The sequence below is a fragment of the Vibrio sp. 2017_1457_13 genome, from assembly GCF_030851525.1.
In the GTDB taxonomy this organism is placed as follows: Bacteria; Pseudomonadota; Gammaproteobacteria; order Enterobacterales; family Vibrionaceae; genus Vibrio; species Vibrio metschnikovii.
This window is the reverse complement of record NZ_VHTA01000007.1, coordinates 1-26,222: the sequence shown is the minus strand read 5'-3', so window position 1 is coordinate 26,222 and position 26,222 is coordinate 1. Positions and strand designations below refer to the sequence as shown.

Here is a 26,222-nt window from a genome sequence, read left to right as displayed (position 1 = left end):
GGCTTGCAAAGTGGAGAGGGGAAATAGGAAGTGTGCAAGCCTTTGTGTTGATATAACGGTGAGGCCGTGAAAAAACAACCAGAAGAGCGAATAAAAGTACCAGAGCAGCGCAGTTTTGACACAGAGCTAACCCAATGCTGGAGAACAATACGCTTAGCTGGGGGGATGAGTAAGCGCCCCATTCACAAGCTGTATCTATGATCATGGGGCTGGGTGTGGTTCCTGAAAACTCAGGGCATAATGATTGGATAAATTACAAGGTGAAACGGTGTACTAATTGCCCTTGTTGCTCGGCGAGACGAGTTAAATTTGCACTGGTTTGGGCGATTTCACTCATCGCTTGATAGCTTTGATCGGCAATATGATTAATGTCTTCAATACTGCGAGCCATTGAACTAGTGGTTTCACTCTGTTCGAGTGCCGCTTGGGAAATATGGGTACTCATTTGGCTAATCTCGATGATCAGAGCTTGGATCTCCTCCATGGCACTATTGGCCGTTGAAGCTTTTTCGACCGATTGATCCATCTCTTGCATGCAGCTCTCTATCACTTTACTGGCCGTATTTGAGCTAGATTGCAAGTTACTGATCATGGTTTCGATTTCAGACGTCGATTGCGTAGTACGCTGCGCTAATACACGCACTTCATCTGCGACAACCGCAAAGCCTCGTCCTTGTTCTCCTGCGCGTGCCGCTTCGATAGCCGCATTTAGTGCGAGCAGATTCGTTTGCTCGGCGATATTGCGAATTACATCCAAAATCGAGCCAATTTTACTGCTCATTTTGTGCAGTTCACTGACGGCACTGACGGAATCGGTCAGGCGCGATTCAAGTTGATTGATGGTGGTGATGTTGTCATTCATGATCCGTCGTCCAGATTCTGACGCGCTTTCTACTTGTTGGACCATATGCAAAGAGTTTTGCGCATTATTCGCCACTTCTTGTACCGAATGAGCCATTTCGGTCATTGCTGTCGCAACATTCGCGGTTTGCTCACGCTGGCTATTGAGTTTATTTTGCGCATGTTGTGATGTTGATTGGTTAGTATTCGCGGTCAGGGTGAGATCATCGGATGCGGTGTTCAGCTTCATTAGAATATCATGCAGATTATCGGCTAAAGAGTTAATGTGCGAACTCACTCGAGCAAATTCATTATGATGGCGAACTTCAATACGTTTGGTCATGTCGCCCTGGGTTAAACTTTCTAAGGTGGTGAGTATGTGCTTGAGGGGGCTTCTTACACTATGAGCAATATGATAGCCAATCCCCGCTGCTAATAGAGTGACCAATAAACCGATCGCAATCGCTCGATAGACGCCAGAATCATACACTTCTCCCGCATCATACAACGCGTGATTTAAATCTTGCGTTGCTGCTTGGTTAAAGGAATCTAAAATAACCATTGCGTTATCGACATCCTTCGCTAGGTTGGCAATATTATCATACAGAGCATAGCGGGCTTGTAGATACTCATTATGTTGATCAAGCACGCCACCTTTATGACCTACATCTAGAGTGAACTGTTGAATAGATTCACTAAAATTTCGGTTAAGTTCAGGTAATTGAGCTGCTAGGCCTCTGAATGCATCATTGAGTTGAGAGACTGCCCGCCGATTTCTGGCGAGAGATTTATCGACAAACTCTCGATCTGAACTTGCTAGGGCATCAGAGGTGATTAGCTCGGCATCCCTTAGGCGCATAAAATAACCATTCGCCATCATCTTTATCGATACGCTGGTTTGTTGATCAACCAGTTCCCTCATACCAACACTGAGTGATGAATGCAGGCGTTGAAAGTCACGAGTCGATTGCTGCACTTTAGCCTGCGCATCAAACATCGCTTGATAGTTGGTCATCGCTAAATAGGCTTCATTGAAGTAGCGTTGTTCTAGTTCTCGTAAAGCGCTGATCCGCTCTTCGAGTACTGCATGTTGAGCGCTCGCGGCGGCTAGTTTATCAATCAAGAGCTGAAATTCACTTTGTGCTTGGGTAAATTCCTGACGGCGTTGATTCATCAGCTCAACATTTTGGGTGGTCAAAAAATCTTTAAACGATTTATCCGCAGAAAGGAGTTGGACACTGGTTTGATTAGATAACGAGACCAGTGGTAATACCGAACTCGTTACACCTTCGAAATTTTGGTGGATCTGACGCATGCTGTCCATCATGATGGTCACGGTAATGGCGAACATGATAATGATCAGTGTAAAGCCTGCGTACATTCGTCGAATAACAGAACCTTGCATATTTCTCTCCATGAAGTACTTTGTAGCAAAATGACTCAACAAGATTCATTCCATTTAAGATTGTACTCTTCGTCAGACTCGCAGCCCCTTAGTATGATTGAACGTTGTCAATCGGGTGACGTTTCTAGTGTTTGACGTGCAACAATAAATGGTGTGAATGGCAGTCATAAAAAATTAACAAATTAGTCAGTATTGTATTGATAATGACACACGCATTTCATGATCCGGGCAGCAAAACGTCGGTTGCGTAAGTAGTTGAAAGCCATTCTGTTAAGTGGGCCGTGTTTTGTATTGAGCTTTATCGTCCCTTGTCGCATACTCAACGGAAACGATTTTATTCATCCCTATTAATGGAGTATGTCATGGCTGAAGAAACCCTATTTAGCAAAATCATCCGTAAAGAAATCCCTGCTGATATTCTTTATCAAGACGAACTGGTTACCGCATTTCGCGATATTAATCCACGCGCACCAAGCCATATTTTAATTATCCCTAACCGATTGATTGCGACTGTGAATGATGTGACCGATGAGGATGAATTAGCCTTAGGACGTCTTTTTACCGTGGCTAAAAAAATAGCTAAGCAAGAAGGAATTGCAGCCGATGGCTATCGTCTGATCGTCAACTGTAATGCCCACGGTGGTCAAGAGGTTTATCATATTCACATGCATTTGGTTGGTGGCCGACCTTTAGGTCCGTTGTTGATGAGTTGATGCTGGCTTTGCGGGGGAGAAAACACCGAGTGAACGTTTATCTGCTGCGCAGCGGTTTACTTTCGGTCTGCGTATTACTGAGCGCTTGTGCTAGTTTTACCGCTGGTAACTTATTTAGCCATTACAGTGCGCAAAATGCTCGATTACATCAGACCGTAAAAGAGGGCGATTATGCTCAAGCTAGTGCAACGTTATCGGATTATGTCGCTGGTGATATTTTAGATAATCTCGAAAAAGGACGGGTTTATTTACTTGCTGAGCAATTTGAACAGAGTCGTTCGGCATTCGCCTTATCTGATGCGGCTGTTCAACGTCAGCAAGATCAAGCCGTTATTTCATTAAGTGCGACAGCAAGCAGTGCTGGTGCATTGGCTATCAATGATAACTTGCAAGAATATACGCCTGCTGATTATGAGCTCGGTTTTTTACACCTTTATTTGGGTTTGAACTACCTGCATAGTAATCAATTAGAAAGTGCATTGGTTGAAATGCGTCGCGCGAATCAGGTACAAGAGCAAGCTCGTAAAAACCGTCAAGCGCAATTAGAAAAAGCACAGAAAGAGTTACGAGCAAGTGGTATTACTCCCAATATTGGCAGTATTTTAGCGCAATACCCGGATGCAGGAGAGACACTACAAGCAGTACAGAGTGGTTATCTGTTGTACGTGTCGGCGTTGTTGTATGAAGCCGCGGATGACCTAAACAGTGCTTATGTTGATTATCGGCGAGCATTAGCGGTGGTGCCCTCCAATCGTGCCGTGATTGATGGTACGATGCGGGTCGCGAAGCGTTTAGGTATGAATGAGCATTTATCTCAACTGACGCAACGCTATGGTGAAAGAACAGCGCTGCATGCTCAGCAAGGTCAAGTGATTATTATTGAGGAGCAGGGGGTTGTTGATGCGAGACAGAATTGGCGTTTGACACTCCCTCTCTCGGATCGGCGGGGGAATACGGTATTATACTCTTTGGCGTTACCTTATTATCCAACAGCCGCACCGACGCGTTTTTCTCCACTATTCTTAAATCAACAAGCGTTACCAAGTGATTTACTGACCGATGTTAATTTGATGGCAAGGCATGACCTCTCCGAACGTATGCCGAGTATGGTGGTTCGTCAAGCTTTGCGGGTGGTTGCCAAAGATCAAATTCGTAAAGAGAGTACACAGGGTGATGGGGTGAGTAGCCTTTTGCTGAATGTGTTTAATACGTTAACGGAGCAACCGGACACTCGAAGTTGGATAACTTTGCCCGGTCGTGTTTATGCGGCGCATCATAGCGTAAAATCAGGTGAGCAAACTCTGACTTCTGATGGTCTAAGCTATACCTTTAATGTGCCAGAAGGCGGTACGACTTTGGTGTGGGTTTCTCGGCAAGGAAGTAAAGCCACCATCTGGCACCGACAACTAGGAAGGTTATGATGAAAACAATCATAGTAAGTGTATTGGCGCTCTTTTTTCTAACGGCTTGTGCCAGTAATACCGCCGGTATGCGAGTTGATGGTATGAGTCAACGGGTGTTATTTGCTGATAATGTGCTGGCGGGAAGAGTACAAATAGAAGAGATTAAAACCGTTCAAGCTCATGGTCATACTCGAGGCGTAGTACAAGTACTCAGTCGTTATCGCGGTGATCAACATCTTCAATATCGTTTTTATTGGTATGATGATAATGGGCTTGAAGTTAATCCACAGCCGGGAACTTGGCAGGCACTGATGTTACGTGGCGGTGAACAACGCACCATGTCAGAAGTGTCAGTTAATCCGCAAGGAACGCAGTTTCGATTACAAATCCGTGAGTTAAATAATTAATTGATCAGATGAATTGAGGAAACAACATGAGAAAGAGTGTAATTGCACTGCTTGGTGTCGCGGTTTTATTGGGCGGATGTTCGAACCGAGTCAGTTATGGTGATGCACAAGCGGTGGAAACAGTAACTGTCGACTTTGGTTCTACGGATTTACAAAAAATCGCGGCGGAGATGGTCGATAGCATGATGATGTCGGGCTCCGTAGCAGCGATCACTCGCGATGCACGTCCTATCGTCTTTGTGGAACGGATTAAGAATAAAACCAGTGAGCATATTGATACTGAATCGATCACTGACACTATTAGTACCAAAATGCTCAATTCAGGTAAATTCCGGTTTGTCGATATGGATCGGGTTGAAGCAGTACGTAAGCAACTGAATTTCCAAAATACCGATGAGTTGGTTGACCAACGTTCCGCGATTCAATTTGGACAAATGGTCGGTGCGCAATACATGCTGTACGGTAACTTATCAAGCATTGTTAAAAGTGCCGGTAATGATAAAGATGTCTATTACAAAATGACCATGCGCTTAATGGACCTGAGAACGGGTTTGATTGAGTGGGCTGATGAAACAGAAATACGTAAACAGCAGTCTAGAAGCTTATTTGGTTGGTAAGTATACAGTAATGAGGTGAGTGATGGCGAAAATGTCGTGGCGTGAAGCATGTCGACTGGATACGACGTTAGCGTCATTAACTCACTTTTTTCCTTCTCCTCCAGAATATGCACAAACCCTAGTCGGTGGTCTAACCAATCGCTGTTGGCGGATTGAACACTCTGCTAATGAGCACTATGTGTGGCGGCCCGTCACCACAATCACTAAAGCGTTCGCTATTTCTCGTTTTCAAGAATATCAAATTCTAAAAGCGATAGAGCAAACACAGCTCGGACCTAAAGCCATCACCATTAATGATCAAGGATTATTGGTTGAATGGGTAGCGGGCAAAGCGTTGATGGAAGGCTTACCCGGTGACTCATTAATTCCGTTGCTCGCCAAGATCCATCAAACCTCGGTAACTCGTCTACCCGTAGCCCCTTTTAATTACACCGCACGTGTCGATCACTATTGGTTGCAGCTATCCGATAAATTGAAGAGTGCCGAGTATGAAGCCCTCTATCATCAATGGCGATCAGCACCGAGTTGCTCGTCAATACCTGCGAGTTTGTGTCATTTCGATTTTGCTGGTTACAACATTATTCAAACCCATATAGGCTACCGAGTGATCGATTGGGAGTACGCCACTCTTGCTGATCCTCGTTTGGATCTTGCTTTGATGATTGAAGCGACTGAGCTGCCATTATTGGAATCTGTATTTCGTTATTGCCACTATCGTCAGATCGATCAGGTTGATGAATGGATTGCTGGTGTAAAAATGTGGCAACCTCGCTGCCAATTGATGGCGATGTTGTGGTATTTACTCGCATTTCAACTTTGGGGCGATGACTCTTATTTGCAGCAAGCGGTTAAATTACAACAAACGTTAGCGGTTTTTTCTCAGCAAGCTTGAGTTGAAGTCATGAATAATGCAGTAGATAACATTTTAATCCCTAGCTTTCGTGGTAGATTAAACATTCAAAGCAGTGGGGGAAGCGTATGATTATTTATTTACATGGATTTGATTCAACCAGTCCGGGCAATCACGAGAAAATTTTACAACTGCAATTTATTGATGATGATGTGCACTTTATCAGCTATAGCACACAACATCCTAAGCATGATATGCAGCATTTACTAAAAGAAGTGCATCGCGCGATTGAACGTTCAGATGATCCCCATCCACTGATTTGCGGTGTTGGATTAGGCGGATATTGGGCTGAGCGAATAGGTTTTCTGTGTGGTATTAAGCAAGTAATGTTTAACCCCAACTTGCACCCAGAACGCAATATGCAAGGCAAAATTGACAGGCCAGAAGAGTATGAAGATATTGCCACGAAATGTGTTGAGCAGTATCGCATGAAAAATAAAGGCCGCTGCCTAGTTTTCTTATCACGACAGGATGCAGTTTTAGATAACCAGCAAACGGAACAGCAGTTACAAGCCTATTATTCGATTGTATGGGATGAAGAGCAACCACACAAATTCAAAAAAATCTCTCAGCATTTACAGGCTATCAAAGCGTTCAAAAACGCTTAATGATTCTCGATGAACCTTGATTTCAGCAGCCAGTTATATGGCTGCTTTTTTATGTAATCAATGTTGATGGTGATCTGAAATTATCCTTCATACGCTCAAGAGATAGCGATAAAGCAGCGTATTTACCATCAAGAGAATGACGCATGTAAAACAATAATGATCTATGTTAAGTCGATTAATATAGAAAGATTTTAACATAATTCTTACTTAGGTATTCAATAGGTTTGTTACAGTGACCGTTTATTTCGATTAATGAACGGATAAACGCTGATGATGAAACACACGATTCCATTTTCATTGAGTACACTCTGGATCGGATTATTGACTTCTAGTTTTGCTGTAGCAGACGTTACCGATACAAAAAGCCCATGGAGTGGTGATGCTAAGCTTGGGTTTATTTATTCTAAAAATAGTGCATCAACACTGTCGGTAAACTCAGGTGCGCTGGTTAAATATCAACAGGAGCAATGGCGACAGCAGTTAGCATTAGCGACCTTTTATTCCTATAAATCTGACAGTAATGATGATGGTACTAACAAGTATCGTCTTATTTACGATATTAAACATGATGTCAGCCGGCACTTATTCGTATTTGGTAATAGTAAGTATGAGCATGATCAGTATGCGACCTATCGTCATCAAGCTTTAGCAGTTGGAGGACTTGGGGCGACATTACTGGATACAGAAACCACTAAAGTGGATCTAGGTTTAGGTCCAGGTTTTCGTCATTCGGTACGTCAGCCTTCTTCGACGGTGCAGGGTTCACGTAGTGATAATGAATGGATTGCGAATGCATTTGTACAAGCGCAAAGTGCGATTAGCCAAAATTTAGCGATTGGTGCGTCAGCGCGAGTCGATTATGGTGATAGCAATACAACGACGAGCATAAAAGGCTCATTATCCAATAAATTGGCTGAACGTTTAGCTTTGGTTTTTGATACGGAGTACATCAATAACAGCACGGTTGCTAAAGGAAAGAGCCGCGATGAAATTTATAGTACGCTTAGTTTAAGCTATGCTTTTTAGTTTGTCACAGAGATTGATTGACGAGTGGTTAGTTAACTAATAAAAAAGGCGTCCTTAATAAGGACGCCTTTTTAATCGGTATAACGAGTTAGAAAGACTGAGGTTTGGTCATGCCTGCCGCTGCTTGTGTACGTGCAGCTTGGCTACCAGCACCTTGAGGCTGATAACGTTGGTCACGGACTGGAGCTGCCACGACATTGATCTCTTTTAAGTCTGCTGAACCCGGGGCTTTTGCCATTGGAGCAAACGCATAACCTTGTTTGCGAGCATGATTGGTTAACGTAGGGGCGTTAATGACAATCGGTGCTTCTTCAGGTAATAAGTCATCGGTTTCAACAATCACAGGTTCAATATCCGTATCGCTGATCACCAATGGCTCTTGTAGATCTTCAACGGTCTCATTTTGTGTCTCTGATTGTGGAGCACACTGTTCTATGCTCTCAACAGAGGTCTCTATTGACTCGCTAGCGACGATAATCTGCACGTCTGCATCAGGCATTGCTTCACTTGTTATAGGCTGCTCAACAACGCTTTGCTGACTATCGACGGTCGCGACTAGCGCATCTTGTGATACAACGTCTGTTTCAGTACGACGAATGATTACTTTACCCATGGCCATTTCTGGGAAAGCAAATCCACCGAGCACGACAGTTGGTGTCACTGGCGAAGCCTCAGTATTGACATCAACAGACGGTTGATGGGTCGTTACCTCTGTTGGCGTTGCTACTGCTTGATGCTGTTGTCCATGTGGTTTAGCAAGATCATAACGCGGCATGACTTTACCCATTGCCATTTCAGGCGATGCCACTCCTCCTTTACGTAAGCGGAAAGGGTTTGGACGGCGATCACGACCACGACGGCGACGTTGTCCACTGGCACGTAAGTGGCGAGGTGAACGGCGATTACGGCGTTGTTTCTGTTCGTCTTGATCTTGAGCATCAGCATGACTGGTTTGCTCTTGGTCGACTGGGCTTTCAATAGCTGCTAATGGTGTGGTGTCAACCAGTGTTGGTGTTGCTTGTTCCGCATCAGGCGCTAACACTATCGGCTCATCAACGACAGGATTTGAAGTTTGTTGATCCTTAACGCGAATCGACTTCTCCAACTTACGACGTTGACGGCGTTCTTTCACAACCGCTGGTTTTACTTCTTGAATGTCTGGTGTGATGGCTTTGTCGGCACGAGGGGATGGAACGGCCTCTTTTTGTGCTTCTTCAGCCAGTTGACGACCTTGCTCTTGAAGTTTGAGCGATTGGTTGTTGTCTCGTTGTGGTTTATTACGACGAGGCTGCTCAGGACGCTCTTGGGCAGGTTTGCGATCTTGTTGTTTACGTGGCGCAGGTGTTGCTGATTCTTTCTCTGCTTTTTCAACCACGTCATCCGCTTTGCGTTTATTGTGCTTATCACGCGGATTACGGCGACGTTCATTACGCTCACGACGAGGTTGTGCGGGTTTCGTTTCTATTTGAGCGGGCACAACGGGTTCTTTCACTTCTTCAGGCGTTGAGCTGAATAGCGTTGATAGTGCTTTAAAGAAACGGCTGACCAGTGTCGGCTGCTTTTCTGTTACTGGTTCTGCTGGCGCTGTTTCTACCTGAACCCTCGGTGCCGGTGCATTTTGGGCTGGAGAAGCAAAACCTTTCAGTACTGGCTCTTCAATACGCTTAGGTTTGATTTCAGCGTCAGTCAGTTCTTTCCCTTCGGCTTCTCTCATTGCTTCCAGTTTATTTGGGATCAAGTAAGAGAGAATCTCTTGCTCTTCGCCTTCACGAATACGTAGCACTTCAAAATGTGGCGTTTCCATATCCGAGTTAGGGACAATGGTGATTTTCACTTCTTGATTACGTTCAATATGGTTAATCGAGCGGCGCTTTTCATTCAGCAAATAAGACGCGATTGAAACAGGCACCACGGCAAGAACTTGAACCGTATTGTCTTTTAGTGCTTCTTCTTCGATAAGGCGCAGTACAGATAATGCCAGTGATTCATTGTCACGAATAACCCCAGTGCCTGAGCAGCGAGGACAAATGTGATGACTGGCTTCTGCTAGAGAAGGACTTAAACGTTGACGAGACATTTCCAACAAACCAAAGCGAGAGATACGCCCGATTTGTACGCGAGCGCGATCTAAACGCACGGCTTCACGTAAACGGTTTTCAACTTCACGTTGATGGCGAACTGGCGTCATATCGATAAAGTCGATCACCACTAGGCCGCCTAAGTCGCGAAGACGCAATTGACGAGCAATTTCATCCGCAGCTTCTAAGTTGGTATTTAAGGCAGTCTCTTCGATATCACTGCCTTTGGTTGCACGAGCCGAGTTGATATCGATCGACGTTAAGGCTTCGGTTGGGTCAATAACAATCGAACCACCAGAAGGCAGGCGAACTTCACGTTGGAAGGCCGATTCAATTTGGCTTTCAATCTGGAAGTGACTGAATAGCGGAACCTCACCGTCGTATTTCTTTACGCGACTGGCAAAGTCTGGGCGAATAAGACGGATATGCTCAAGCGCTCGTTCGTAAATGGTATTGCTATCAATGAGGATTTCGCCAATATCACGACGTAAATAGTCACGGATCGCACGAACAATAACGTTACTCTCTTGGTGAATGAGAAAAGGCGCTGGGTTGGACTCAGAGGCTTGCTTAATGGCACTCCAATGATTGAGGAGAACATTCAGATCCCACTCCAGTTCTTCAGCACTTTTTCCGACTCCCGCAGTACGGACGATAAGTCCCATACCTTGTGGTAAGACCAAGGTGCTTAATGCTGTTTTTAGATCGGTACGCTCATCGCCTTCGATACGGCGAGAAATACCGCCAGCACGAGGGTTGTTGGGCATAAGAACTAAATAACTTCCGGCTAATGAAATAAAGGTGGTTAAGGCTGCGCCTTTACTGCCACGCTCTTCTTTCTCAACTTGAACAATTACTTCTTGGCCTTCACGCAGCACTTCTTTAATGCTTGGACGACCTTGGTAAGTGTAACCTTCAGGAAAATAATCGCGGGAAATTTCTTTAAGAGGGAGGAAACCGTGTCTTTCTGCACCATAGTCAACGAATGCAGCTTCGAGACTAGGTTCAATACGAGTGATACGGCCTTTGTAGATATTGGCTTTTTTGGATTCATGTCCAGGACTTTCAATATCTAAATCAAACAGTCGCTGGCCATCAACCAAAGCGACACGCAACTCTTCTTTTTGAGTTGCGTTAATTAACATTCTTTTCATTTAAAATCTCGTTATCTTTTCTTTGTTTTGATTATTATTCTTGTTGTTGTATTTCGTTTTCACGGTGCCAGATCCCATGGCTTATTGATTACAGCCTCCCGGCTGGAGGGGATGCTCTGAGGGCACTTCAGTTATCACAAGCATACGTTTGCTTGTGAACCGCGCGGTGGCGGTAGGTACTCAACATGAAAAGGCGAGGAGTAGAACAACAAGAAAACCGCTATCAATCGTGTCTTACGCCATATGCTGCACATCAATAGTCAGAGAACTACTCACATTTTTGCAAGGAATAAAAGGCTAAACAACATGCCAAACCTTTCATACTTTGCAGCTGTGAACTATAGCAGTGACTGCTAAACTCAGCAATCGGCATTGTAAGAAACTCCTTATTTTTTTAACGGTCTGTACAAAAAGATCACAGTTCGCGAGGTCTACGTCACGAAAAACGTCAATAACTTTGTGATTCTTTGATTCACTGTCATAGGTGTTTCAAGGTGTAACGAAGATTTGCTGTTATTTTCGCCAGTTTGAAGTGGCATTTATCGTAAACGTAGTTTTTTCCTGTGAAGAAAAAGGTGATTTTCCGCCAATTAAGGTTAAAATGGCGGTTATGAGCGAAATTAAAACCCAAGTCCAGTTCGTCGATATCGATGAAGATATGGCTGGTCAACGCATTGATAATTTTTTGCGTAACCAATTAAAAAATATTCCTAAGAGCGTGGTTTATCGAATCTTGCGCAAAGGAGAAGTGCGAGTTAATAAAAAGCGCGTTAAGGCTGAGTATAAACTGGCCGCAGGCGATAGCATCCGTATTCCTCCGGTGACGATGGAGGTCAATGACTCAGAACCGGCCGCACCCAGTATCAAGCTTAATCGCGTTGCTGAACTAGAAGCGTGTATCGTCTATGAAGACGATCATCTTTTGATTCTCAATAAACCTTCTGGAACGGCAGTACATGGTGGTAGTGGTTTAAAATTTGGTGCAATTGAAGCTTTGCGAGCATTGCGTCCACAGGCACGTTTTTTAGAACTCGTCCATCGTATTGACCGAGACACGTCTGGTATTCTATTGGTCGCTAAGAAGCGCTCGGCCTTACGTCATTTACAAGCGCAATTTCGTGAGAAAACGGTACAAAAATACTATTTTGCATTGGTGATGGGGCGTTGGCCTGCGAATGTTAAAGTGGTCAATGCACCATTATTAAAAAATGAGGTTAATAGTATTGTTCGGGTAAACCCTAATGGTAAACCATCAGAAACTCGTTTTAGAGTGCTCGAACAGTTTGCCCAGGCAACTTTGCTTCAAGCAAGCCCGATTACAGGGCGAACGCACCAGATACGTGTACACACTCAATATACGGGTCATCCCATCGCTTGGGATGACCGATATGGTGATCGCCGATTTGACGCCTACGTGAGTCAATTTTCCATTAATCGACTGTTTTTACATGCTGCCAATATTCAATTTATGCATCCCGCAACAGGAGACAAAATGGATATCAGTGCACCATTGGACGCGTCCTTAGAACGTGCATTAGGACAAATGCGCCAAGCTTGATGGTTTTTTGGGGATGAATCTCGCCTCGGTGTGTATTGTCGTGGTGAGATTCGTTCGATGATTAAATCACTCTAATCTGTTCACTTTCTAAGAGTTTAATTAGCTTAATCAGTGGCAAACCGATTAATGAATTGGGATCATCCCCCTCCAAACGTTCAAAGAGAGCAATGCCCAGTCCTTCGCTTTTAAAGCTCCCAGCGCAGTAGAAAGGCTGCTCTTTATCGACATATCGAGCCACCATATCTGGTGTCAGCGTACGAAAGTGTACTTTAAAAGTATCGATAGTGACTTGCGTTTGTTCGGTTTGAGTATTGTGTAGCGCGAGACCAGTGTAAAAAGTGATGGTTTGACCACTTTGTTGCAGTAACTGATGAATCGCTGTCTCTCGGTTGTATGGTTTTCCAATGATTTGACCATTGATAACACATACTTGATCTGAACCAATCACTAGACTTGGTGATGATAGCTGGCAAGAGCGCGCTTTGTTGGTCGCTAAGCGCATCACCAGCTGTTCTGGTGTCTCGTCAGTCAACGGTGTCTCATCACAATCAGGACTAGCGGTAACAAAAGGAATAGCCAGTTTTTCTAGTAATTGTTGTCGATAAGGTGAGGTTGAAGCCAAAACTAGTTGGTAATTTTGCATTTTGATTTACAATTGTCTTCAGTGTATGAGTAGCATACCGGAAACTGGCAGATCGTCTCAAGTAAAGTGAGCGATATGGTACACCTTACGACGGATTAATCCTGTATTTATCATACAATAGTAACGTGCTTCTTAAGCCAATAGCGAAATAAGGCATAGCAACTTTTTTGCCTTTTTCTTTGACTAAAACAATTTTGGAAGATAATATTCGCGCCCTATGCAAAAGGTAAAAATACCGCGAACGATTGACCCGGCAAAAGCCGCTCAAAAACGATTGGATTATGATGGTATCATTCAAGCCAGTCTTTTAAAGCGCTTAGAAGAGTCAGTTGATGGCGTAAAACGCGACGCACAAGTCTCATTGTCATTTGGGATGGATGAACAGCAACTGGTTGTTATCTCTGGTAAAGCTAACATCGAAGTTGATTTAGAGTGTCAGCGCTGTAATCAAGCATTTGCACATGAATGCACCATTGAGTTTACTTATACTCCTTACTACAGTGAGCAAAGTGAGCAAGATGCACCGGATGAGTACGATTTGGTAGATCCTAACGAGTACGGTGAGATTGATTTGATTCAGTTAGTTGAAGACGAGTTCATTCTTGGTTTACCCCAAGTAGCGATGCACGATGAAGCGGATTGTAGCGTTAACTCAGACAATTTGGTGTTTGGTGAGATCCCCGACGAAGTGTTGGATGATAAGCCGAATCCATTCGATGTTTTAAAAAGTTTGAAGAAGTAAATCTTCAATCCATAACACAGGAGTAGGGTCAATGGCCGTACAAAAGAGCAAGAAATCACGTTCAATGCGTGGTATGCGTCGTTCACATGATGCGCTAACTTCAGCTGCACTATCTGTAGATGCAACTTCAGGTGAAACTCACCTACGTCACAATGTAACCGCTGAAGGCTACTACCGTGGCAAAAAGGTTATCAACAAGTAAGGTTGTGACCTTTGCAAAATCTAACCGTTGCACTTGATGCAATGGGCGGGGATTTCGGTCCTCGCGTTACAGTGCCTGCCGCCGTGCAGGCACTGTCGCATTTCCCAGAGCTAAAAGTGATATTAGTGGGTGATCATAGCGCGATCACTCAGCAATTATCTTTACTAGGTTACCAACCCGATCCTCGTTTGAGTATTGTGCACAGTGATCGAGTGATCGCTAACTCAGAAAAACCCTCACTAGCATTACGCCATAGCCATGACAGTTCAATGGGTTTGGCTATCGATCTGGTCGCTCAACAACAGGCGGATGCTTGTGTCAGTGCTGGTAACACCGGCGCGCTGATGGCACTCTCACGTTTTCGTTTAAAGCTTCTCCCTGGGATTGAGCGTCCGGCATTAGTAACCGCTTTACCCACGATATCGGGTGGTAAAACGTGGTTATTGGATCTTGGTGCGAATGTCTCTAGTGATGCTGATTCCCTGTTTCAATTTGCAGTGATGGGATCGGCATTGGCTGAGCAACATTTACAACGTTCCCCCCGCGTGGCGATTTTAAATATTGGCGCGGAAGAGATAAAAGGTAATGATCTGGTTAAGCGTTGTGCACAGCTGCTAAAGCAAACTCAAGCGGTGAATTTTATTGGCTATATTGAAGGGAATCAGTTATTGATGGATGCCGCCGACGTTGTGGTGTGTGATGGATTTGTCGGTAATGTTTGTTTAAAAACCTGTGAAGGGACTGCACAACTCTTTATTGATAAGTTAAAAAATCTCTTTTTAGCCTCATCCATAAAGGGTTGGATTGCCCGAAAAGTGTTTTCTGAACTGTTTTATGAATTAAAAACCTTGAACCCCGACCAGTATAACGGCGCAAGTTTGCTAGGATTACGCGGCATAGTCATTAAAAGTCATGGAAGTGCCGATGTATCCGCAGTCGTCAATGCGATAGGTGAAGCGGTTCATGAAGTGAAACGACAAGTCCCCAGCCGCATAAGCGATCGTTTGGAAGCGGTTTTACTCGAGAGGCATTATTAGTCTTCATGTATAGCAAAATTTTAGGTACTGGCAGCTACTTGCCATCTCAAGTGCGTACTAACGCAGATTTAGAGAAAATGGTAGATACCAATGATGAGTGGATTGTGACCCGGACGGGGATTCGTGAGCGTCGAATTGCCGCTGATAACGAAACCGTCGCCGATATGGCATTTTATGCTGCTGAAAAAGCCATCGAAATGGCGCAAATTGATAAGAATGAGATTGATCTGATTATTGTTGCCACGACGAGCGGCAGTCATACTTTTCCCTCTTCTGCTTGTCAGGTTCAAGCTAAGCTCGGGATCAAAGGTTGTCCAGCTTTTGATTTGGCTGCAGCATGCTCTGGTTTTGTGTATGCATTGTCGGTTGCTGATCAACACATTAAATCAGGCATGTGTAAAAAAGTACTGGTGATTGGTGCGGATGCATTATCGAAAACGTGCGATCCAACCGACCGCTCAACCATTATTTTATTTGGTGATGCGGCAGGAGCGGTGGTGGTTGGTGCTAGTCAAGAGCCCGGTATCTTATCAACTCATATCTATGCCGATGGTGAGTTTGGTGAGTTACTCAGTCTTGAAGTGCCTGAGCGTGGCGGTAATGTTGATAAGTGGCTGCATATGGCCGGTAACGAAGTGTTTAAAGTCGCCGTGACTCAATTATCAAAATTAGTCAAAGATACTTTAGCGGCGAATAATTTACATAAGTCGCAATTAGATTGGCTGGTGCCGCATCAAGCCAATTATCGAATTATTTCTGCTACTGCAAAGAAACTTTCTATGTCATTAGATCAAGTTGTGATGACGTTAGATCGCCATGGTAATACTTCAGCTGCAACGGTACCAACCGCATTAGATGAAGCGGTGCGCGATGGACGCATTCAACGTGGCCAGTTATTGCTGTTAGAAGCGTTTGGTGGTGGTTTTACTTGGGGCTCTGCCTTGGTTAAATTCTGATTGCTCCCCAATCACTTATTTGACGTTGAAGAGTCGCTTGACTCTTTATCCATTTTATTAGGTTAAGGAAAGAAGATGAGCAAGTTTGCTATTGTATTCCCAGGCCAAGGTTCACAAGCAATCGGTATGCTTGCGGAGCTTGGTGAACAGTATGATGTTGTAAAACAGACGTTTAGCCAAGCTTCTGAAGTATTAGGTTATGACTTATGGGCATTAGTTCAACAAGGCCCAGCAGAAGATCTTAACCAAACTCATCGTACGCAACCCGCTATCCTTGCTGCATCGGTTGCTATTTGGCGTGTGTGGCAGTCATTGAACTTGCCTCAACCTGAAGTCTTAGCAGGACACAGTTTAGGTGAATACTCTGCGTTAGTATGCTCGGGGGTGATTGATTTTCAGCAGGCGATCAGCTTAGTTGAATTACGTGGTCGATTAATGCAAGAGGCTGTACCTGCTGGCACGGGAGCAATGTATGCGATCATTGGTCTTGATGATGAGGCGATTGCCAACGCGTGCCAACAAGCCGCTCAAGGTCAAATTGTTTCTCCGGTAAACTTTAACTCCCCAGGTCAGGTCGTGATTGCTGGGCAGAAAGAGGCTGTTGAGCGTGCTGGTGTACTGTGCAAAGAAGCGGGTGCCAAGCGAGCATTACCCTTGCCAGTGTCAGTGCCATCGCATTGTGCATTAATGAAACCCGCCGCAGAAAAATTAGCCATTGCGCTCGCTGGACTTCAGTTTAATAGCCCATCAATTCCGGTCATTAATAACGTTGATGTGCTGGCTGAAACGGATCCTGCAAAAATTAAAGATGCCCTTGTGCGTCAGCTTTATAATCCGGTACGTTGGACAGAAGCGGTACAAAGCATGAGTGACCAAGGGATTGAAAAACTTATTGAAGTTGGTCCAGGTAAAGTGTTAACTGGATTAACCAAACGCATAGTGAAAACACTGGATGCGGTAGCCGTAAACGATAGCGCTTCATTCGAAGCTGTGCAATAAAGTAGGAATCAAACATGAATGAATTCATGAGCCTTGAAGGTAAAGTCGCTCTAGTCACGGGAGCAAGTCGTGGGATTGGCCGCTCAATCGCAGAAGTGCTTGTCGCACGCGGTGCAACCGTGATTGGAACAGCAACCAGCGATAGTGGCGCAGATGCAATTAGTACTTATCTAGGCGAGAAGGGTAAAGGGTTTGCTTTGAATGTGACTGACCCTGCATCGATCGAATCGGTACTCAAAGCGATCAATGAACAGTTTGGCAGCATCGACATTTTAGTGAATAATGCCGGTATCACACGTGATAACCTATTGATGCGTATGAAAGACGAAGAGTGGATGGATATCTTAGATACCAACTTAACGTCGATTTTCCGCTTATCGAAAGCGGTATTACGTGGCATGATGAAAAAACGCCATGGTCGAATCATTAATGTTGGTTCGGTTGTTGGTACCATGGGTAATGCTGGACAAACTAACTATGCAGCGGCAAAAGCGGGCGTAATTGGCTTTACCAAGTCGATGGCACGTGAAGTTGCATCCCGTGGTGTGACTGTGAACACAGTTGCACCAGGTTTTATCGCCACAGATATGACAAAAGCGCTGAATGATGAGCAACGTGCTGCTACACTAGCGCAAGTTCCAGCGGGTCGTCTGGGTGAACCTCATGAAATTGCTTCTGCAGTGGCTTTTCTAGCGTCCAATGAAGCAGCTTACATTACGGGTGAGACTCTGCACGTCAACGGCGGAATGTACATGGTTTAATGCCAAGTGTTTGGAGAAGTTAAGCGACAGTCGTCAATAAATGCTGACTTTTCTTAACAGTTGGTTTTTAGGTGCGCAACATTTGTGCATGATTTATGTCAAAAATGGTGTGAATTTCGGTTAAAATCGGTAAATTTGTGGTTTGACCAGCAAGGTCCCCCTTGCAACTTTCACTAGTTCGAATAAACTACGGAATCATCGCATTAGGCGAAATCTGTAAAGGAAAAGAAAACATGAGCAACATTGAAGAACGCGTAAAGAAAATCATCGTTGAACAGCTAGGTGTAGACGAAGCAGAAGTAAAAAATGAATCTTCTTTCGTTGAAGATCTAGGTGCAGATTCTCTAGACACTGTTGAATTAGTTATGGCTCTTGAAGAGGAATTTGATACTGAGATTCCTGATGAAGAAGCAGAGAAAATCACTACTGTTCAAGCTGCGATTGATTACGTGACCAGCAACGCTCAGTAATGTTCTCCCCAGGCGGCCCTCTGGCCGCCTGAGTTTTTTAGTCATCTATCCCTCTCATAGAATGTTTCTATCCCGGAGAATATGATCGTGTCCAAGCGTCGTGTCGTTGTCACTGGCATGGGTATGTTGTCACCAGTAGGCAACACTGTAGAATCTTCTTGGAAAGCCCTGCTAGCTGGTCAAAGTGGTATTGTTAATATTGAGCACTTTGATACTACAAATTTCTCAACTCGTTTCGCAGGTCTAGTCAAAGACTTTAATTGCGAAGAGTATATGTCTAAAAAAGATGCCAGAAAAATGGATCTTTTTATCCAATATGGCATTGCTGCGGGTATTCAAGCTCTAGACGATTCCGGTCTGCAAATTACGCAAGCTAATGCGCCACGTGTTGGTGTCGCCATTGGTTCGGGAATTGGTGGTCTTGAGTTAATTGAATCTGGCCATCAGGCATTAATCGAAAAAGGTCCACGTAAGGTTAGCCCATTTTTCGTTCCCTCAACCATTGTTAACATGGTTGCAGGTAACCTTTCTATTATGCGTGGTTTACGTGGTCCAAATCTTGCAATTTCAACCGCTTGTACCACTGGCTTGCACAATATTGGTCATGCCGCACGGATGATTGCTTACGGTGATGCCGATGCCATGGTTGCGGGTGGTGCAGAAAAAGCCTCCACACCTTTAGGTATGGCTGGTTTTGGTGCTGCGAAAGCGTTATCCACTCGCAATGATGAACCACAAAAAGCTTCACGCCCTTGGGATAAAGATCGTGATGGTTTTGTATTGGGTGATGGTGCTGGTGTGATTGTGCTTGAAGAGTATGAACACGCTAAAGCTCGTGGTGCTAAAATTTATGCTGAGTTGGTCGGTTTTGGTATGTCAGGTGATGCTTATCACATGACTTCACCAAGTGAAGACGGTTCTGGTGGCGCTCTAGCGATGGAAGCCGCGATGCGTGATGCTGGAGTCACAGGGACTCAAATTGGTTATGTTAATGCTCACGGAACGTCAACTCCGGCCGGTGATGTCGCGGAAGTAAAAGGCATCAAACGAGCATTAGGTGAAGAAGGCGCTAAACAAGTATTAGTCTCTTCAACCAAATCAATGACGGGTCACTTGCTCGGTGCAGCAGGTTCTGTTGAAGCGATCATTACCATCATGTCGTTGGTTGACCAAATTGTTCCACCAACCATTAACCTTGATAACCCAGAAGAAGGGTTAGAGATAGACTTAGTGCCCCATACGGTGCGTAAAGTATCAGGTATGGATTATGCGATATGCAACTCGTTTGGCTTCGGTGGTACCAACGGTTCACTGATTTTTAAACGCGTATAATTAATCTATCTGATTGAGTTTGAGTTTAAACGGCTTGGTGCTTTGCATTAGGCCGTTTATTTTTTCAGGGAGTCAAGCATGATTGGGCAAAATGGATTCAACGAGCCCCTAATTACCGCCAGTGATCGTTCTTTCCAATATGGCGATGGCTGCTTTAGTACTCTATTGATTAAACAAGGTAAAATTCAGTTCTGGGATTATCATCAAGAGCGAATGGAGGCTTGCTTACAGCGCTTGGCGATTCCATCTCCTGATTGGTTGAAAATAGAACTTGCGTTGAATCAAGCGGCGATAGGTAAGTCACTGGCGGGAATGAAACTGCATATTAGCCGTGGCGAAGGAGGACGAGGTTATAGTCCAAGCCAACAACATTCATCAAGAATTACATTGAGTCACTTTGATTTTCCAGCTCATTATCATCAATGGCAACGTCAAGGGATCAGATTAGGCGTCTGTGAGCAGCGCATGGGACTCAACCCATTGCTGGCGGGACATAAACATAATAACCGCTTAGAGCAAGTTTTACTGCGTGGTGAAATGGATCGTACAGGGTATGACGATGGCGTTTGTTTGGATCTTAATCATCATATCGTTGAAACAACGATGGCAAATTTGTTCTGGGTGAAAAATGGCACCTTATATACGCCGAGTCTTGATAATGCTGGTGTTGCTGGTGTCGCGCGGCGGATGATTTTACAATCGGCAACATCATTCGGGTTGACCGTGGAAATTGGTCAGTTTCCAATGGAGCATTTAATTGCTGCTGATGAGGTTTTTATTTCTAATGCCATCATTGAAGTCGCGCCTGTCATCGGTATTGCGCATCATTTGTATACCATCGGCCGTTATGTACGATATTTTCAGGAGAGTTTTAATTCGTGATTAAAAAATTACTGGCCTTAATTTTAGTCATCATTGTTTTTGCTACTGCAAGCTACTTTTATGCAGTTAAAAAGACCAATGATTACCTCGCGCAGCCGTTATTGATCACTGAACCGCAGTTGATCACTATTCATGGTGGGACGAGTTTAAACAGAGCGTTGGCGTTAATGACCGATCAAGCTTGGTTAGTTGATGATCCTTTGGCCTCGAAGTTATTACGTCGTTTCTACCCTGAATTAACGCCGATTAGAGCGGGAACGTATCAATTACAGCCCGGGTTATCGCTACAAGATAGTTTAGCGTTATTGGTTTCTGGGCGAGAATTTCAGTTTTCGATCACCTTTATTGAAGGAAGCCGTTTTTCTGAATGGCGTGCTAGCTTAGCGCAAAATCCTAACTTACAACAAACGCTGACTGAGCATTCAGAGGCAGACATCGCCCAATTATTAGGCATCGATAATGCAAAGTTAGAAGGCTTATTTTTGGCGGAAACCTACCATTTTACTAAAGGGGAGAAGGATATTGATATCCTTCGTCGAGCGCATCGTAAGCTCAATCGTCTGCTTGAGCATGAATGGGAGCATCGTCAGCCTGATTTGCCATTGAAAACTCCTTACGAAGCCCTTATTTTGGCGTCAATTATTGAAAAAGAAACGGCGATCGATGCGGAGCGGGAGCGAGTCTCTTCGGTGTTTATTAATCGATTAAACAAGCGAATGCGTTTACAAACGGACCCTACGGTTATTTATGGAATGGGTGATCGTTATCAAGGGCGGATTCGCCGTGCTGATTTGCGTGAAGCGACAGAATATAATACTTACGTGATCAATGGACTCCCTCCGACGCCGATCGCGATGGCTGGCCCCGCTTCGATTAAGGCCGCTTTAAATCCGGAACAGAGTGATTACCTTTATTTTGTGGCCAGTGGTCATGGTGATCACGTGTTTTCAAAAACATTAGCAGAACATAATCGCGCGGTTCGCGCCTATTTACAAGTGATCAGAAGTCGACAATGAACGCAAAATTTATCGTAGTAGAAGGGCTAGAAGGCGCAGGAAAAAGCACGGCTATTCAGGTTGTGATCGATACGTTACAAGCTTTTGGTATTGAGTCAATTACCCAGACTCGTGAGCCCGGTGGCACGGTATTGGCTGAAAAAATGCGTGCTTTAGTCAAAGAAGATCACCCTGGTGAAGTTTTACAAGATGTGACGGAAGTGCTGCTAATGTACGCCGCACGGGTACAACTTGTGGAAAACGTCATTAAACCTGCATTGGCGGCAGGATGCTGGGTCGTGGGCGATCGCCATGACATGTCTTCGCAAGCTTATCAAGGCGGCGGACGGCAGATTAGCCCTGCGACGATGCAGCAGCTTAAGCAGTTAGCGTTAGGGGCGTTTAGCCCAGATTTTACTTTATACTTAGATATCGATCCGCGAGTCGGATTAGAGCGAGCTCGTGGGCGAGGGGAGTTGGATCGTATTGAGAGAATGGACTTGAGTTTTTTTGAACGTACACGACAGCGTTATCTAGAACTGGCTAAGGACAATCCATCAGTCACGATTATTAACGCGCAGCAAACCTTACAAGCGGTGACACAAGATATTCAGCAAGCGTTATTAAACTGGTTAAATCAACATAAAGGTTAATGATGAACGCAGTATATCCTTGGTTAAGCGAGGCATGGGAGCGTTGGAAACAACAGCTTGAGCATCAGCGCTTTGCTTCAGCAACCTTAATCAATGCCCCACACGGAGTAGGCGCAGAGCAGTTGATTGAGAAATTCTCGCAGGCATTAATGTGTACTACACAGCGTAGTGAGCCCTGTGGATTTTGTCATGGCTGTGAGTTAATGCTATCGGCCACGCATCCGGATTATCATCTTGTTCGTCCTGAAAAAGAGGGCAAGTCGATTACGGTTGAGCAAATTCGTATAGCGAATCGATTAGCACAAGAGTCTTCACAGCTCTCAGGCTTTCGGTTGATCGTGATTGAGCCTGCCGAAGCAATGAATGAATCAGCAGCGAATGCTTTACTGAAAACGCTTGAAGAGCCCGCAGAAAAATGTGTTTTCATTTTACTGACTCATCAAGTGAGCCGTTTACTGGCGACAATCGTCAGTCGTTGCCAACAAATTATTATTCCAGAACCGCAGCCACAAGCCGTTATGCCGTGGTTAACCGAACAGTGTCAACAATCGATTCCTGCTTTTGCTGCTCATATTCATGGTAATGCTCCATTACTGACTCGAGCGTTTATTTTACAAGGTGAACTCCAAAATTATTTGGCGATTGAGCAGCAATTTGTTCAGGCATTACAAGGCGACATTTCGGCATTATTAAATTGTGCGAAAACGATCAGTGGCCAGCCTCTCAGTGGACTACGTTGGCTTTGGTATCTCTTGACTGACGCCCAAAAAACCGCTTTTGGGGTATGGCAGCCTTACTTTACTCCGCAAAGTCAGTGGCTTGCTCAAGCTCGTTCTTTGTCTTTATTACAACAACAAACGGATTCATTGGCGCAGTTGATCAATCAATTACAGGGATTTAGTGGGTTAAATAGTGAACTTTTAATTGCTGATTGGTTATTTAAATTTAATGAGGAAACATGTTTGTAGATTCACATTGTCATCTTGATAAACTGAACTATCAAGATTTACACCAAGATATCAGCGATGTTCTTGCTAAAGCCGAACGGGCTAAAGTGACACAATTACTTTCTGTGGGTGTGACGTTAGACTCATTTCCCAATATGTTAGCGATGATTACTCCCTTCGATAATATTCATGCTTCTTGTGGTGTTCATCCTCTCGACGTGCAAAGTGATTTTGATCTAGAGCGTTTTCACACTTATGCCCGTCACCCTAAAGTGGTTGCGATTGGTGAAACTGGGCTCGATTATCACTATCAGCCAGAAATGGCGGAATTACAACAACAGCGTTTTATTCAGCATATTGATACTGCCGTTGAACTCAATAAGCCATTGATTATTCATACTCGTCAAGCGCGAGAAGATACTTTAGCTATACTCAAAGCACATCACGCAGAGCGTTGTGGCGGGGTTATACACTGTTTTACTGAAGATTGGGCTTTTGCGCAGGCGGCAATGGATTTAGGCTTCTATATTTCGATCTCTGGGATCGTTACGTTTCGCCAAGCAACAGAGCTCAAAGCCGTGGTAAAGGCACTACCATTAGATAGGTTGTTGATTGAAACCGATTCGCCTTATTTAGCGCCAGTACCTCATCGAGGTAAAGAGAATCAGCCGGCTTATGTGGTTGAGGTTGCGGCGTATATTGCTCAACTTAAAGGGCTTTCTTTGGGCGAAGTTGCAGAAAAAACCAGCAAAAACTTCCAAGATCTTTTTTTGCGATGAAAATCAAATTTTATAGGTGTAAGACGCCTGGAATGGCTGTTTTACGTGCTTTACTTCAAATTATCATCAAGAATTAGCCTTGTTTACTTAATATGTTGAATATTTAGTCTAAACTAATCAATTGGTAATTTTGTTACTAAAAATAACAACCTCATCAATTTAATTTACCAAGTAAAATTAATTGATGGAAAATTATTATTAATATAAACAATAGGATAGAATGCTTCTGTTGCCTTGTCGACAAGTGATGGCTGTGTGATCTGTCTATTACTTTGAAACTAAATTTCTTTGCGAACTGGAAAGTTTGAGGGGCATCAAGATATATTTAGAGGCGGAAAATATAATACATTTGTGGTTACATTTTCATTGGGTGCTAACATTTAGGCTACGGGGGTGTGCCGTTGGAACCCGAAAAATTCTAATAACTTAATCAGGAGCATAAACATGTTAAAGAACGCTTTTGCTAACCTGCAAAAAGTAGGTAAAGCACTGATGCTTCCAGTATCAGTCTTACCTGTTGCAGGTATTTTGCTTGGTGTTGGGGCGGCAAACTTTAGTTGGCTGCCAGAAGTCGTATCCCATTTAATGGAACAAGCTGGTGGCTCGGTATTTGGTCAAATGGCACTCTTGTTTGCCGTTGGTGTCGCCCTAGGCTTTACCAATAACGATGGTGTATCAGGACTTTCTGCTATTGTCGGCTATGGCATCATGGTTGCGACCTTGAACGTTATGGCAGAGGTAATGGGTGTTGATGGCATCGAAACAGGCGTACTTGGCGGTATTCTTGCGGGTGGTGTTGCAGCGTGGTCGTTCAATCGTTTCTATAAAATTCAGCTACCAGAATATCTCGGATTCTTTGCGGGTAAACGTGCGGTACCTATTATTACCGGTTTCTTGTCGATTGCTCTAGGTATTCTCTTATCGGTAATTTGGCCTCCGATTGGTGGCGTTATTGCTTCTTTCTCTGATTGGGCTGCGCATCAAAACCCAGTCACTGCATTTGGTATTTACGGTATTGTTGAGCGTGCACTGATTCCATTTGGTTTACACCATATCTGGAACGTACCTTTCTTCTACGAAGCAGGTTCTTGTGTGACTAACTCCGGTCAACCAGCAACAGGTATTATGACTTGTTTCTTGACTGCGAATGATGTGACTCGCGAAGCGGGTAATGGTTTTGGTCAGTTAGCGGGTGGTTACCTATTTAAAATGTTTGGTCTTCCTGCAGCGGCTTTTGCGATTGCGCATTGTGCTAAACCTGAGAACCGTGCAAAAATCATGGGTATCATGGCTTCTGCGGCATTAACTTCTTTCCTAACCGGTATTACTGAGCCAATTGAATTCTCTTTCCTATTCATTGCTCCTGTACTTTACGCGGTTCACGCGGTACTTGCGGGCTTGGCGTATGTCTTAACCAACTCGCTAGGCATTGTTCATGGCCACACGTTCTCTAACGGCTTTATTGACTTTGTTGTTCAATCTCCTCGTGCAGAAAACATGTTGCTACTGGTAGGCTTAGGTATTGCTTATGCTGTGCTTTACTATGTGGTATTTACGTTTGTTATTCGTACTTTGAATCTGAAAACACCGGGCCGTGAAGATGAATCCGCTGATGCGAATACTTCAACAGGGTCAGAGTTAGCAGGTGAATTAGTAGCGGCATTTGGTGGTAAAGAAAATATCACTAACTTAGATGCTTGTATTACTCGCCTACGCGTATCGGTTGCAGAGACAGAGTTGGTTGATCAAGCGAAACTAAAACAACTCGGTGCTGCTGGCGTTGTTGTGGTGTCTGGTGGTGTACAAGCTATTTTTGGTACTAAATCAGATAACTTAAAAACAGAAATGGATGAGTGGATTCGCAACCACGGTTAATTCTCATTCTTTCTTCCCCTATAAATAAGGAGACTTCGGTCTCCTTTTTATCGGTTTGCTGAAAGTGCTCATTATCAATGATGTTTTAACCTCTACCTATACTCAGGGCAAGATCATGAACGTTTTTTGCGCAATGCGAGGTTAAGTTTGACCTGACGTGCGGGCTGTGATCTTATGCTCCTTTTTTAAGGTGTTGCCATGAATATTAATACCATCAAAGAGCACTTCAG

General features: G+C 44.2%; 25 protein-coding genes. 22 read left to right on the top strand and 3 right to left on the bottom strand.

The window, feature by feature from the left end; translation table 11 throughout:
* Window positions 1-253: 253 nt before the first annotated feature.
* Window positions 254-2,245 (bottom strand): methyl-accepting chemotaxis protein, encoded by a 1,992-nt coding sequence (locus FKN88_RS11150; RefSeq protein ID WP_154168614.1) that lies wholly within the window; start codon window positions 2,243-2,245, stop codon window positions 254-256.
* 362 nt (window positions 2,246-2,607) lie between these two features.
* Here FKN88_RS11150 and hinT point away from each other — a divergent pair, with 362 nt between their 5' ends.
* The 7 genes from hinT (at window position 2,608) to FKN88_RS11115 (ending at window position 7,929) form a co-directional block, all read left to right on the top strand.
* Window positions 2,608-2,958 carry a purine nucleoside phosphoramidase gene (gene hinT / locus FKN88_RS11145; RefSeq protein WP_004395614.1) on the top strand — a complete coding sequence of 117 codons (351 nt, stop codon included), beginning with the start codon at window positions 2,608-2,610 and terminating at the stop codon, window positions 2,956-2,958.
* Window positions 2,958-4,379, top strand: a complete 1,422-nt coding sequence (locus FKN88_RS11140) for a COG3014 family protein (protein WP_238925739.1) — start codon at window positions 2,958-2,960, stop codon at window positions 4,377-4,379. Before hinT ends, FKN88_RS11140 begins: the two co-directional genes overlap by 1 nt.
* Window positions 4,379-4,768 carry a YcfL family protein gene (locus tag FKN88_RS11135; protein WP_040904485.1) on the top strand — a complete coding sequence of 130 codons (390 nt, stop codon included), beginning with the start codon at window positions 4,379-4,381 and terminating at the stop codon, window positions 4,766-4,768. Before FKN88_RS11140 ends, FKN88_RS11135 begins: the two co-directional genes overlap by 1 nt.
* A 26-nt stretch (window positions 4,769-4,794) precedes the next feature.
* Window positions 4,795-5,385 (top strand): penicillin-binding protein activator LpoB, encoded by a 591-nt coding sequence (gene lpoB / locus FKN88_RS11130; protein ID WP_072668550.1) that lies wholly within the window; start codon window positions 4,795-4,797, stop codon window positions 5,383-5,385.
* A 22-nt stretch (window positions 5,386-5,407) separates the two neighbouring features.
* The gene (locus FKN88_RS11125; RefSeq protein ID WP_154168612.1) at window positions 5,408-6,277 is read left to right on the top strand and encodes a phosphotransferase; all 870 of its coding nucleotides are present in this window, start codon (window positions 5,408-5,410) and stop codon (window positions 6,275-6,277) included.
* Window positions 6,278-6,363: 86 nt separating this feature from the next.
* The gene (gene ycfP, locus FKN88_RS11120; protein ID WP_040904480.1) at window positions 6,364-6,903 is read left to right on the top strand and encodes an alpha/beta hydrolase YcfP; all 540 of its coding nucleotides are present in this window, start codon (window positions 6,364-6,366) and stop codon (window positions 6,901-6,903) included.
* A 270-nt stretch (window positions 6,904-7,173) separates the two neighbouring features.
* Window positions 7,174-7,929 (top strand): YdiY family protein, encoded by a 756-nt coding sequence (locus FKN88_RS11115; protein WP_154168611.1) that lies wholly within the window; start codon window positions 7,174-7,176, stop codon window positions 7,927-7,929.
* Window positions 7,930-8,017: 88 nt separating this feature from the next.
* Here the strand turns inward: FKN88_RS11115 and rne are convergent, their stop codons facing one another.
* Complete coding sequence (gene rne / locus FKN88_RS11110) at window positions 8,018-11,161, bottom strand: ribonuclease E (protein ID WP_203342036.1); 3,144 nt, start codon at window positions 11,159-11,161, stop codon at window positions 8,018-8,020.
* Window positions 11,162-11,771: 610 nt separating this feature from the next.
* On the opposite strand from rne, the gene rluC reads away from it, so the two are divergent.
* Window positions 11,772-12,719 (top strand): 23S rRNA pseudouridine(955/2504/2580) synthase RluC, encoded by a 948-nt coding sequence (gene rluC / locus FKN88_RS11105; RefSeq protein ID WP_154168609.1) that lies wholly within the window; start codon window positions 11,772-11,774, stop codon window positions 12,717-12,719.
* A 61-nt stretch (window positions 12,720-12,780) separates the two neighbouring features.
* On the opposite strand, the gene FKN88_RS11100 is transcribed toward rluC, so the two are convergent.
* Window positions 12,781-13,362 (bottom strand): nucleoside triphosphate pyrophosphatase, encoded by a 582-nt coding sequence (locus FKN88_RS11100; protein ID WP_154168607.1) that lies wholly within the window; start codon window positions 13,360-13,362, stop codon window positions 12,781-12,783.
* A 217-nt stretch (window positions 13,363-13,579) separates the two neighbouring features.
* Between FKN88_RS11100 and yceD the strand changes: the two genes are divergently transcribed.
* The 14 genes from yceD to ptsG all read left to right on the top strand — a co-directional run bounded on the left by yceD (window position 13,580) and on the right by ptsG (window position 25,992).
* The gene (gene yceD, locus FKN88_RS11095) at window positions 13,580-14,104 is read left to right on the top strand and encodes a 23S rRNA accumulation protein YceD (RefSeq protein ID WP_040904477.1); all 525 of its coding nucleotides are present in this window, start codon (window positions 13,580-13,582) and stop codon (window positions 14,102-14,104) included.
* A 31-nt stretch (window positions 14,105-14,135) separates the two neighbouring features.
* A complete protein-coding gene (gene rpmF / locus FKN88_RS11090) occupies window positions 14,136-14,306 on the top strand; it encodes a 50S ribosomal protein L32 (protein WP_004395602.1) in 171 nt (56 codons plus the stop codon).
* Between the two features lie 11 nt (window positions 14,307-14,317).
* On the top strand, window positions 14,318-15,343 hold the full coding sequence (plsX, locus tag FKN88_RS11085) for a phosphate acyltransferase PlsX (protein ID WP_004395601.1): 1,026 nt from the start codon (window positions 14,318-14,320) through the stop codon (window positions 15,341-15,343).
* 5 nt (window positions 15,344-15,348) lie between these two features.
* On the top strand, window positions 15,349-16,299 hold the full coding sequence (locus FKN88_RS11080) for a beta-ketoacyl-ACP synthase III (protein ID WP_004395600.1): 951 nt from the start codon (window positions 15,349-15,351) through the stop codon (window positions 16,297-16,299).
* Between the two features lie 75 nt (window positions 16,300-16,374).
* The gene (fabD, locus tag FKN88_RS11075) at window positions 16,375-17,298 is read left to right on the top strand and encodes an ACP S-malonyltransferase (protein WP_110167927.1); all 924 of its coding nucleotides are present in this window, start codon (window positions 16,375-16,377) and stop codon (window positions 17,296-17,298) included.
* A gap of 26 nt (window positions 17,299-17,324) precedes the next feature.
* Window positions 17,325-18,059 (top strand): 3-oxoacyl-ACP reductase FabG, encoded by a 735-nt coding sequence (gene fabG / locus FKN88_RS11070; protein ID WP_040904873.1) that lies wholly within the window; start codon window positions 17,325-17,327, stop codon window positions 18,057-18,059.
* A gap of 233 nt (window positions 18,060-18,292) precedes the next feature.
* Complete coding sequence (acpP, locus tag FKN88_RS11065) at window positions 18,293-18,529, top strand: acyl carrier protein (protein WP_000065130.1); 237 nt, start codon at window positions 18,293-18,295, stop codon at window positions 18,527-18,529.
* Window positions 18,530-18,616: 87 nt separating this feature from the next.
* The gene (fabF, locus tag FKN88_RS11060) at window positions 18,617-19,861 is read left to right on the top strand and encodes a beta-ketoacyl-ACP synthase II (protein WP_154170676.1); all 1,245 of its coding nucleotides are present in this window, start codon (window positions 18,617-18,619) and stop codon (window positions 19,859-19,861) included.
* Window positions 19,862-19,939: 78 nt separating this feature from the next.
* Window positions 19,940-20,743, top strand: coding sequence for an aminodeoxychorismate lyase (pabC, locus tag FKN88_RS11055; RefSeq protein ID WP_154168605.1), 804 nt, complete (start codon window positions 19,940-19,942; stop codon window positions 20,741-20,743).
* Complete coding sequence (gene mltG, locus FKN88_RS11050) at window positions 20,740-21,759, top strand: endolytic transglycosylase MltG (protein WP_154168603.1); 1,020 nt, start codon at window positions 20,740-20,742, stop codon at window positions 21,757-21,759. Before pabC ends, mltG begins: the two co-directional genes overlap by 4 nt.
* Window positions 21,756-22,391, top strand: a complete 636-nt coding sequence (gene tmk, locus FKN88_RS11045; protein ID WP_004395587.1) for a dTMP kinase — start codon at window positions 21,756-21,758, stop codon at window positions 22,389-22,391. Before mltG ends, tmk begins: the two co-directional genes overlap by 4 nt.
* A gap of 2 nt (window positions 22,392-22,393) precedes the next feature.
* Window positions 22,394-23,359 (top strand): DNA polymerase III subunit delta', encoded by a 966-nt coding sequence (gene holB / locus FKN88_RS11040; RefSeq protein ID WP_110167924.1) that lies wholly within the window; start codon window positions 22,394-22,396, stop codon window positions 23,357-23,359.
* A complete protein-coding gene (locus FKN88_RS11035; protein ID WP_154168601.1) occupies window positions 23,350-24,117 on the top strand; it encodes a TatD family hydrolase in 768 nt (255 codons plus the stop codon). The genes holB and FKN88_RS11035 overlap by 10 nt, the downstream gene beginning before the upstream one ends.
* A gap of 444 nt (window positions 24,118-24,561) precedes the next feature.
* On the top strand, window positions 24,562-25,992 hold the full coding sequence (gene ptsG, locus FKN88_RS11030) for a PTS glucose transporter subunit IIBC (RefSeq protein ID WP_004395584.1): 1,431 nt from the start codon (window positions 24,562-24,564) through the stop codon (window positions 25,990-25,992).
* Window positions 25,993-26,222 lie beyond the last annotated feature (230 nt).

Excerpts from the sequence above, each read along its gene's own strand:
- FKN88_RS11150 (WP_154168614.1), bottom strand. The coding sequence starts at position 2,245 with ATGCAAGGTTCTGTTATTCGACGAATGTACGCAGGCTTTACACTGATC.
- hinT (WP_004395614.1), top strand. The coding sequence starts at position 2,608 with ATGGCTGAAGAAACCCTATTTAGCAAAATCATCCGTAAAGAAATCCCT.
- FKN88_RS11140 (WP_238925739.1), top strand. The coding sequence starts at position 2,958 with ATGCTGGCTTTGCGGGGGAGAAAACACCGAGTGAACGTTTATCTGCTG.
- FKN88_RS11135 (WP_040904485.1), top strand. The coding sequence starts at position 4,379 with ATGAAAACAATCATAGTAAGTGTATTGGCGCTCTTTTTTCTAACGGCT.
- lpoB (WP_072668550.1), top strand. The coding sequence starts at position 4,795 with ATGAGAAAGAGTGTAATTGCACTGCTTGGTGTCGCGGTTTTATTGGGC.
- FKN88_RS11125 (WP_154168612.1), top strand. The coding sequence starts at position 5,408 with ATGGCGAAAATGTCGTGGCGTGAAGCATGTCGACTGGATACGACGTTA.
- ycfP (WP_040904480.1), top strand. The coding sequence starts at position 6,364 with ATGATTATTTATTTACATGGATTTGATTCAACCAGTCCGGGCAATCAC.
- FKN88_RS11115 (WP_154168611.1), top strand. The coding sequence starts at position 7,174 with ATGATGAAACACACGATTCCATTTTCATTGAGTACACTCTGGATCGGA.
- rne (WP_203342036.1), bottom strand. The coding sequence starts at position 11,161 with ATGAAAAGAATGTTAATTAACGCAACTCAAAAAGAAGAGTTGCGTGTC.
- rluC (WP_154168609.1), top strand. The coding sequence starts at position 11,772 with ATGAGCGAAATTAAAACCCAAGTCCAGTTCGTCGATATCGATGAAGAT.
- FKN88_RS11100 (WP_154168607.1), bottom strand. The coding sequence starts at position 13,362 with ATGCAAAATTACCAACTAGTTTTGGCTTCAACCTCACCTTATCGACAA.
- yceD (WP_040904477.1), top strand. The coding sequence starts at position 13,580 with ATGCAAAAGGTAAAAATACCGCGAACGATTGACCCGGCAAAAGCCGCT.
- rpmF (WP_004395602.1), top strand. The coding sequence starts at position 14,136 with ATGGCCGTACAAAAGAGCAAGAAATCACGTTCAATGCGTGGTATGCGT.
- FKN88_RS11080 (WP_004395600.1), top strand. The coding sequence starts at position 15,349 with ATGTATAGCAAAATTTTAGGTACTGGCAGCTACTTGCCATCTCAAGTG.
- fabD (WP_110167927.1), top strand. The coding sequence starts at position 16,375 with ATGAGCAAGTTTGCTATTGTATTCCCAGGCCAAGGTTCACAAGCAATC.
- fabG (WP_040904873.1), top strand. The coding sequence starts at position 17,325 with ATGAGCCTTGAAGGTAAAGTCGCTCTAGTCACGGGAGCAAGTCGTGGG.
- acpP (WP_000065130.1), top strand. The coding sequence starts at position 18,293 with ATGAGCAACATTGAAGAACGCGTAAAGAAAATCATCGTTGAACAGCTA.
- pabC (WP_154168605.1), top strand. The coding sequence starts at position 19,940 with ATGATTGGGCAAAATGGATTCAACGAGCCCCTAATTACCGCCAGTGAT.
- tmk (WP_004395587.1), top strand. The coding sequence starts at position 21,756 with ATGAACGCAAAATTTATCGTAGTAGAAGGGCTAGAAGGCGCAGGAAAA.
- holB (WP_110167924.1), top strand. The coding sequence starts at position 22,394 with ATGAACGCAGTATATCCTTGGTTAAGCGAGGCATGGGAGCGTTGGAAA.
- FKN88_RS11035 (WP_154168601.1), top strand. The coding sequence starts at position 23,350 with ATGTTTGTAGATTCACATTGTCATCTTGATAAACTGAACTATCAAGAT.
- ptsG (WP_004395584.1), top strand. The coding sequence starts at position 24,562 with ATGTTAAAGAACGCTTTTGCTAACCTGCAAAAAGTAGGTAAAGCACTG.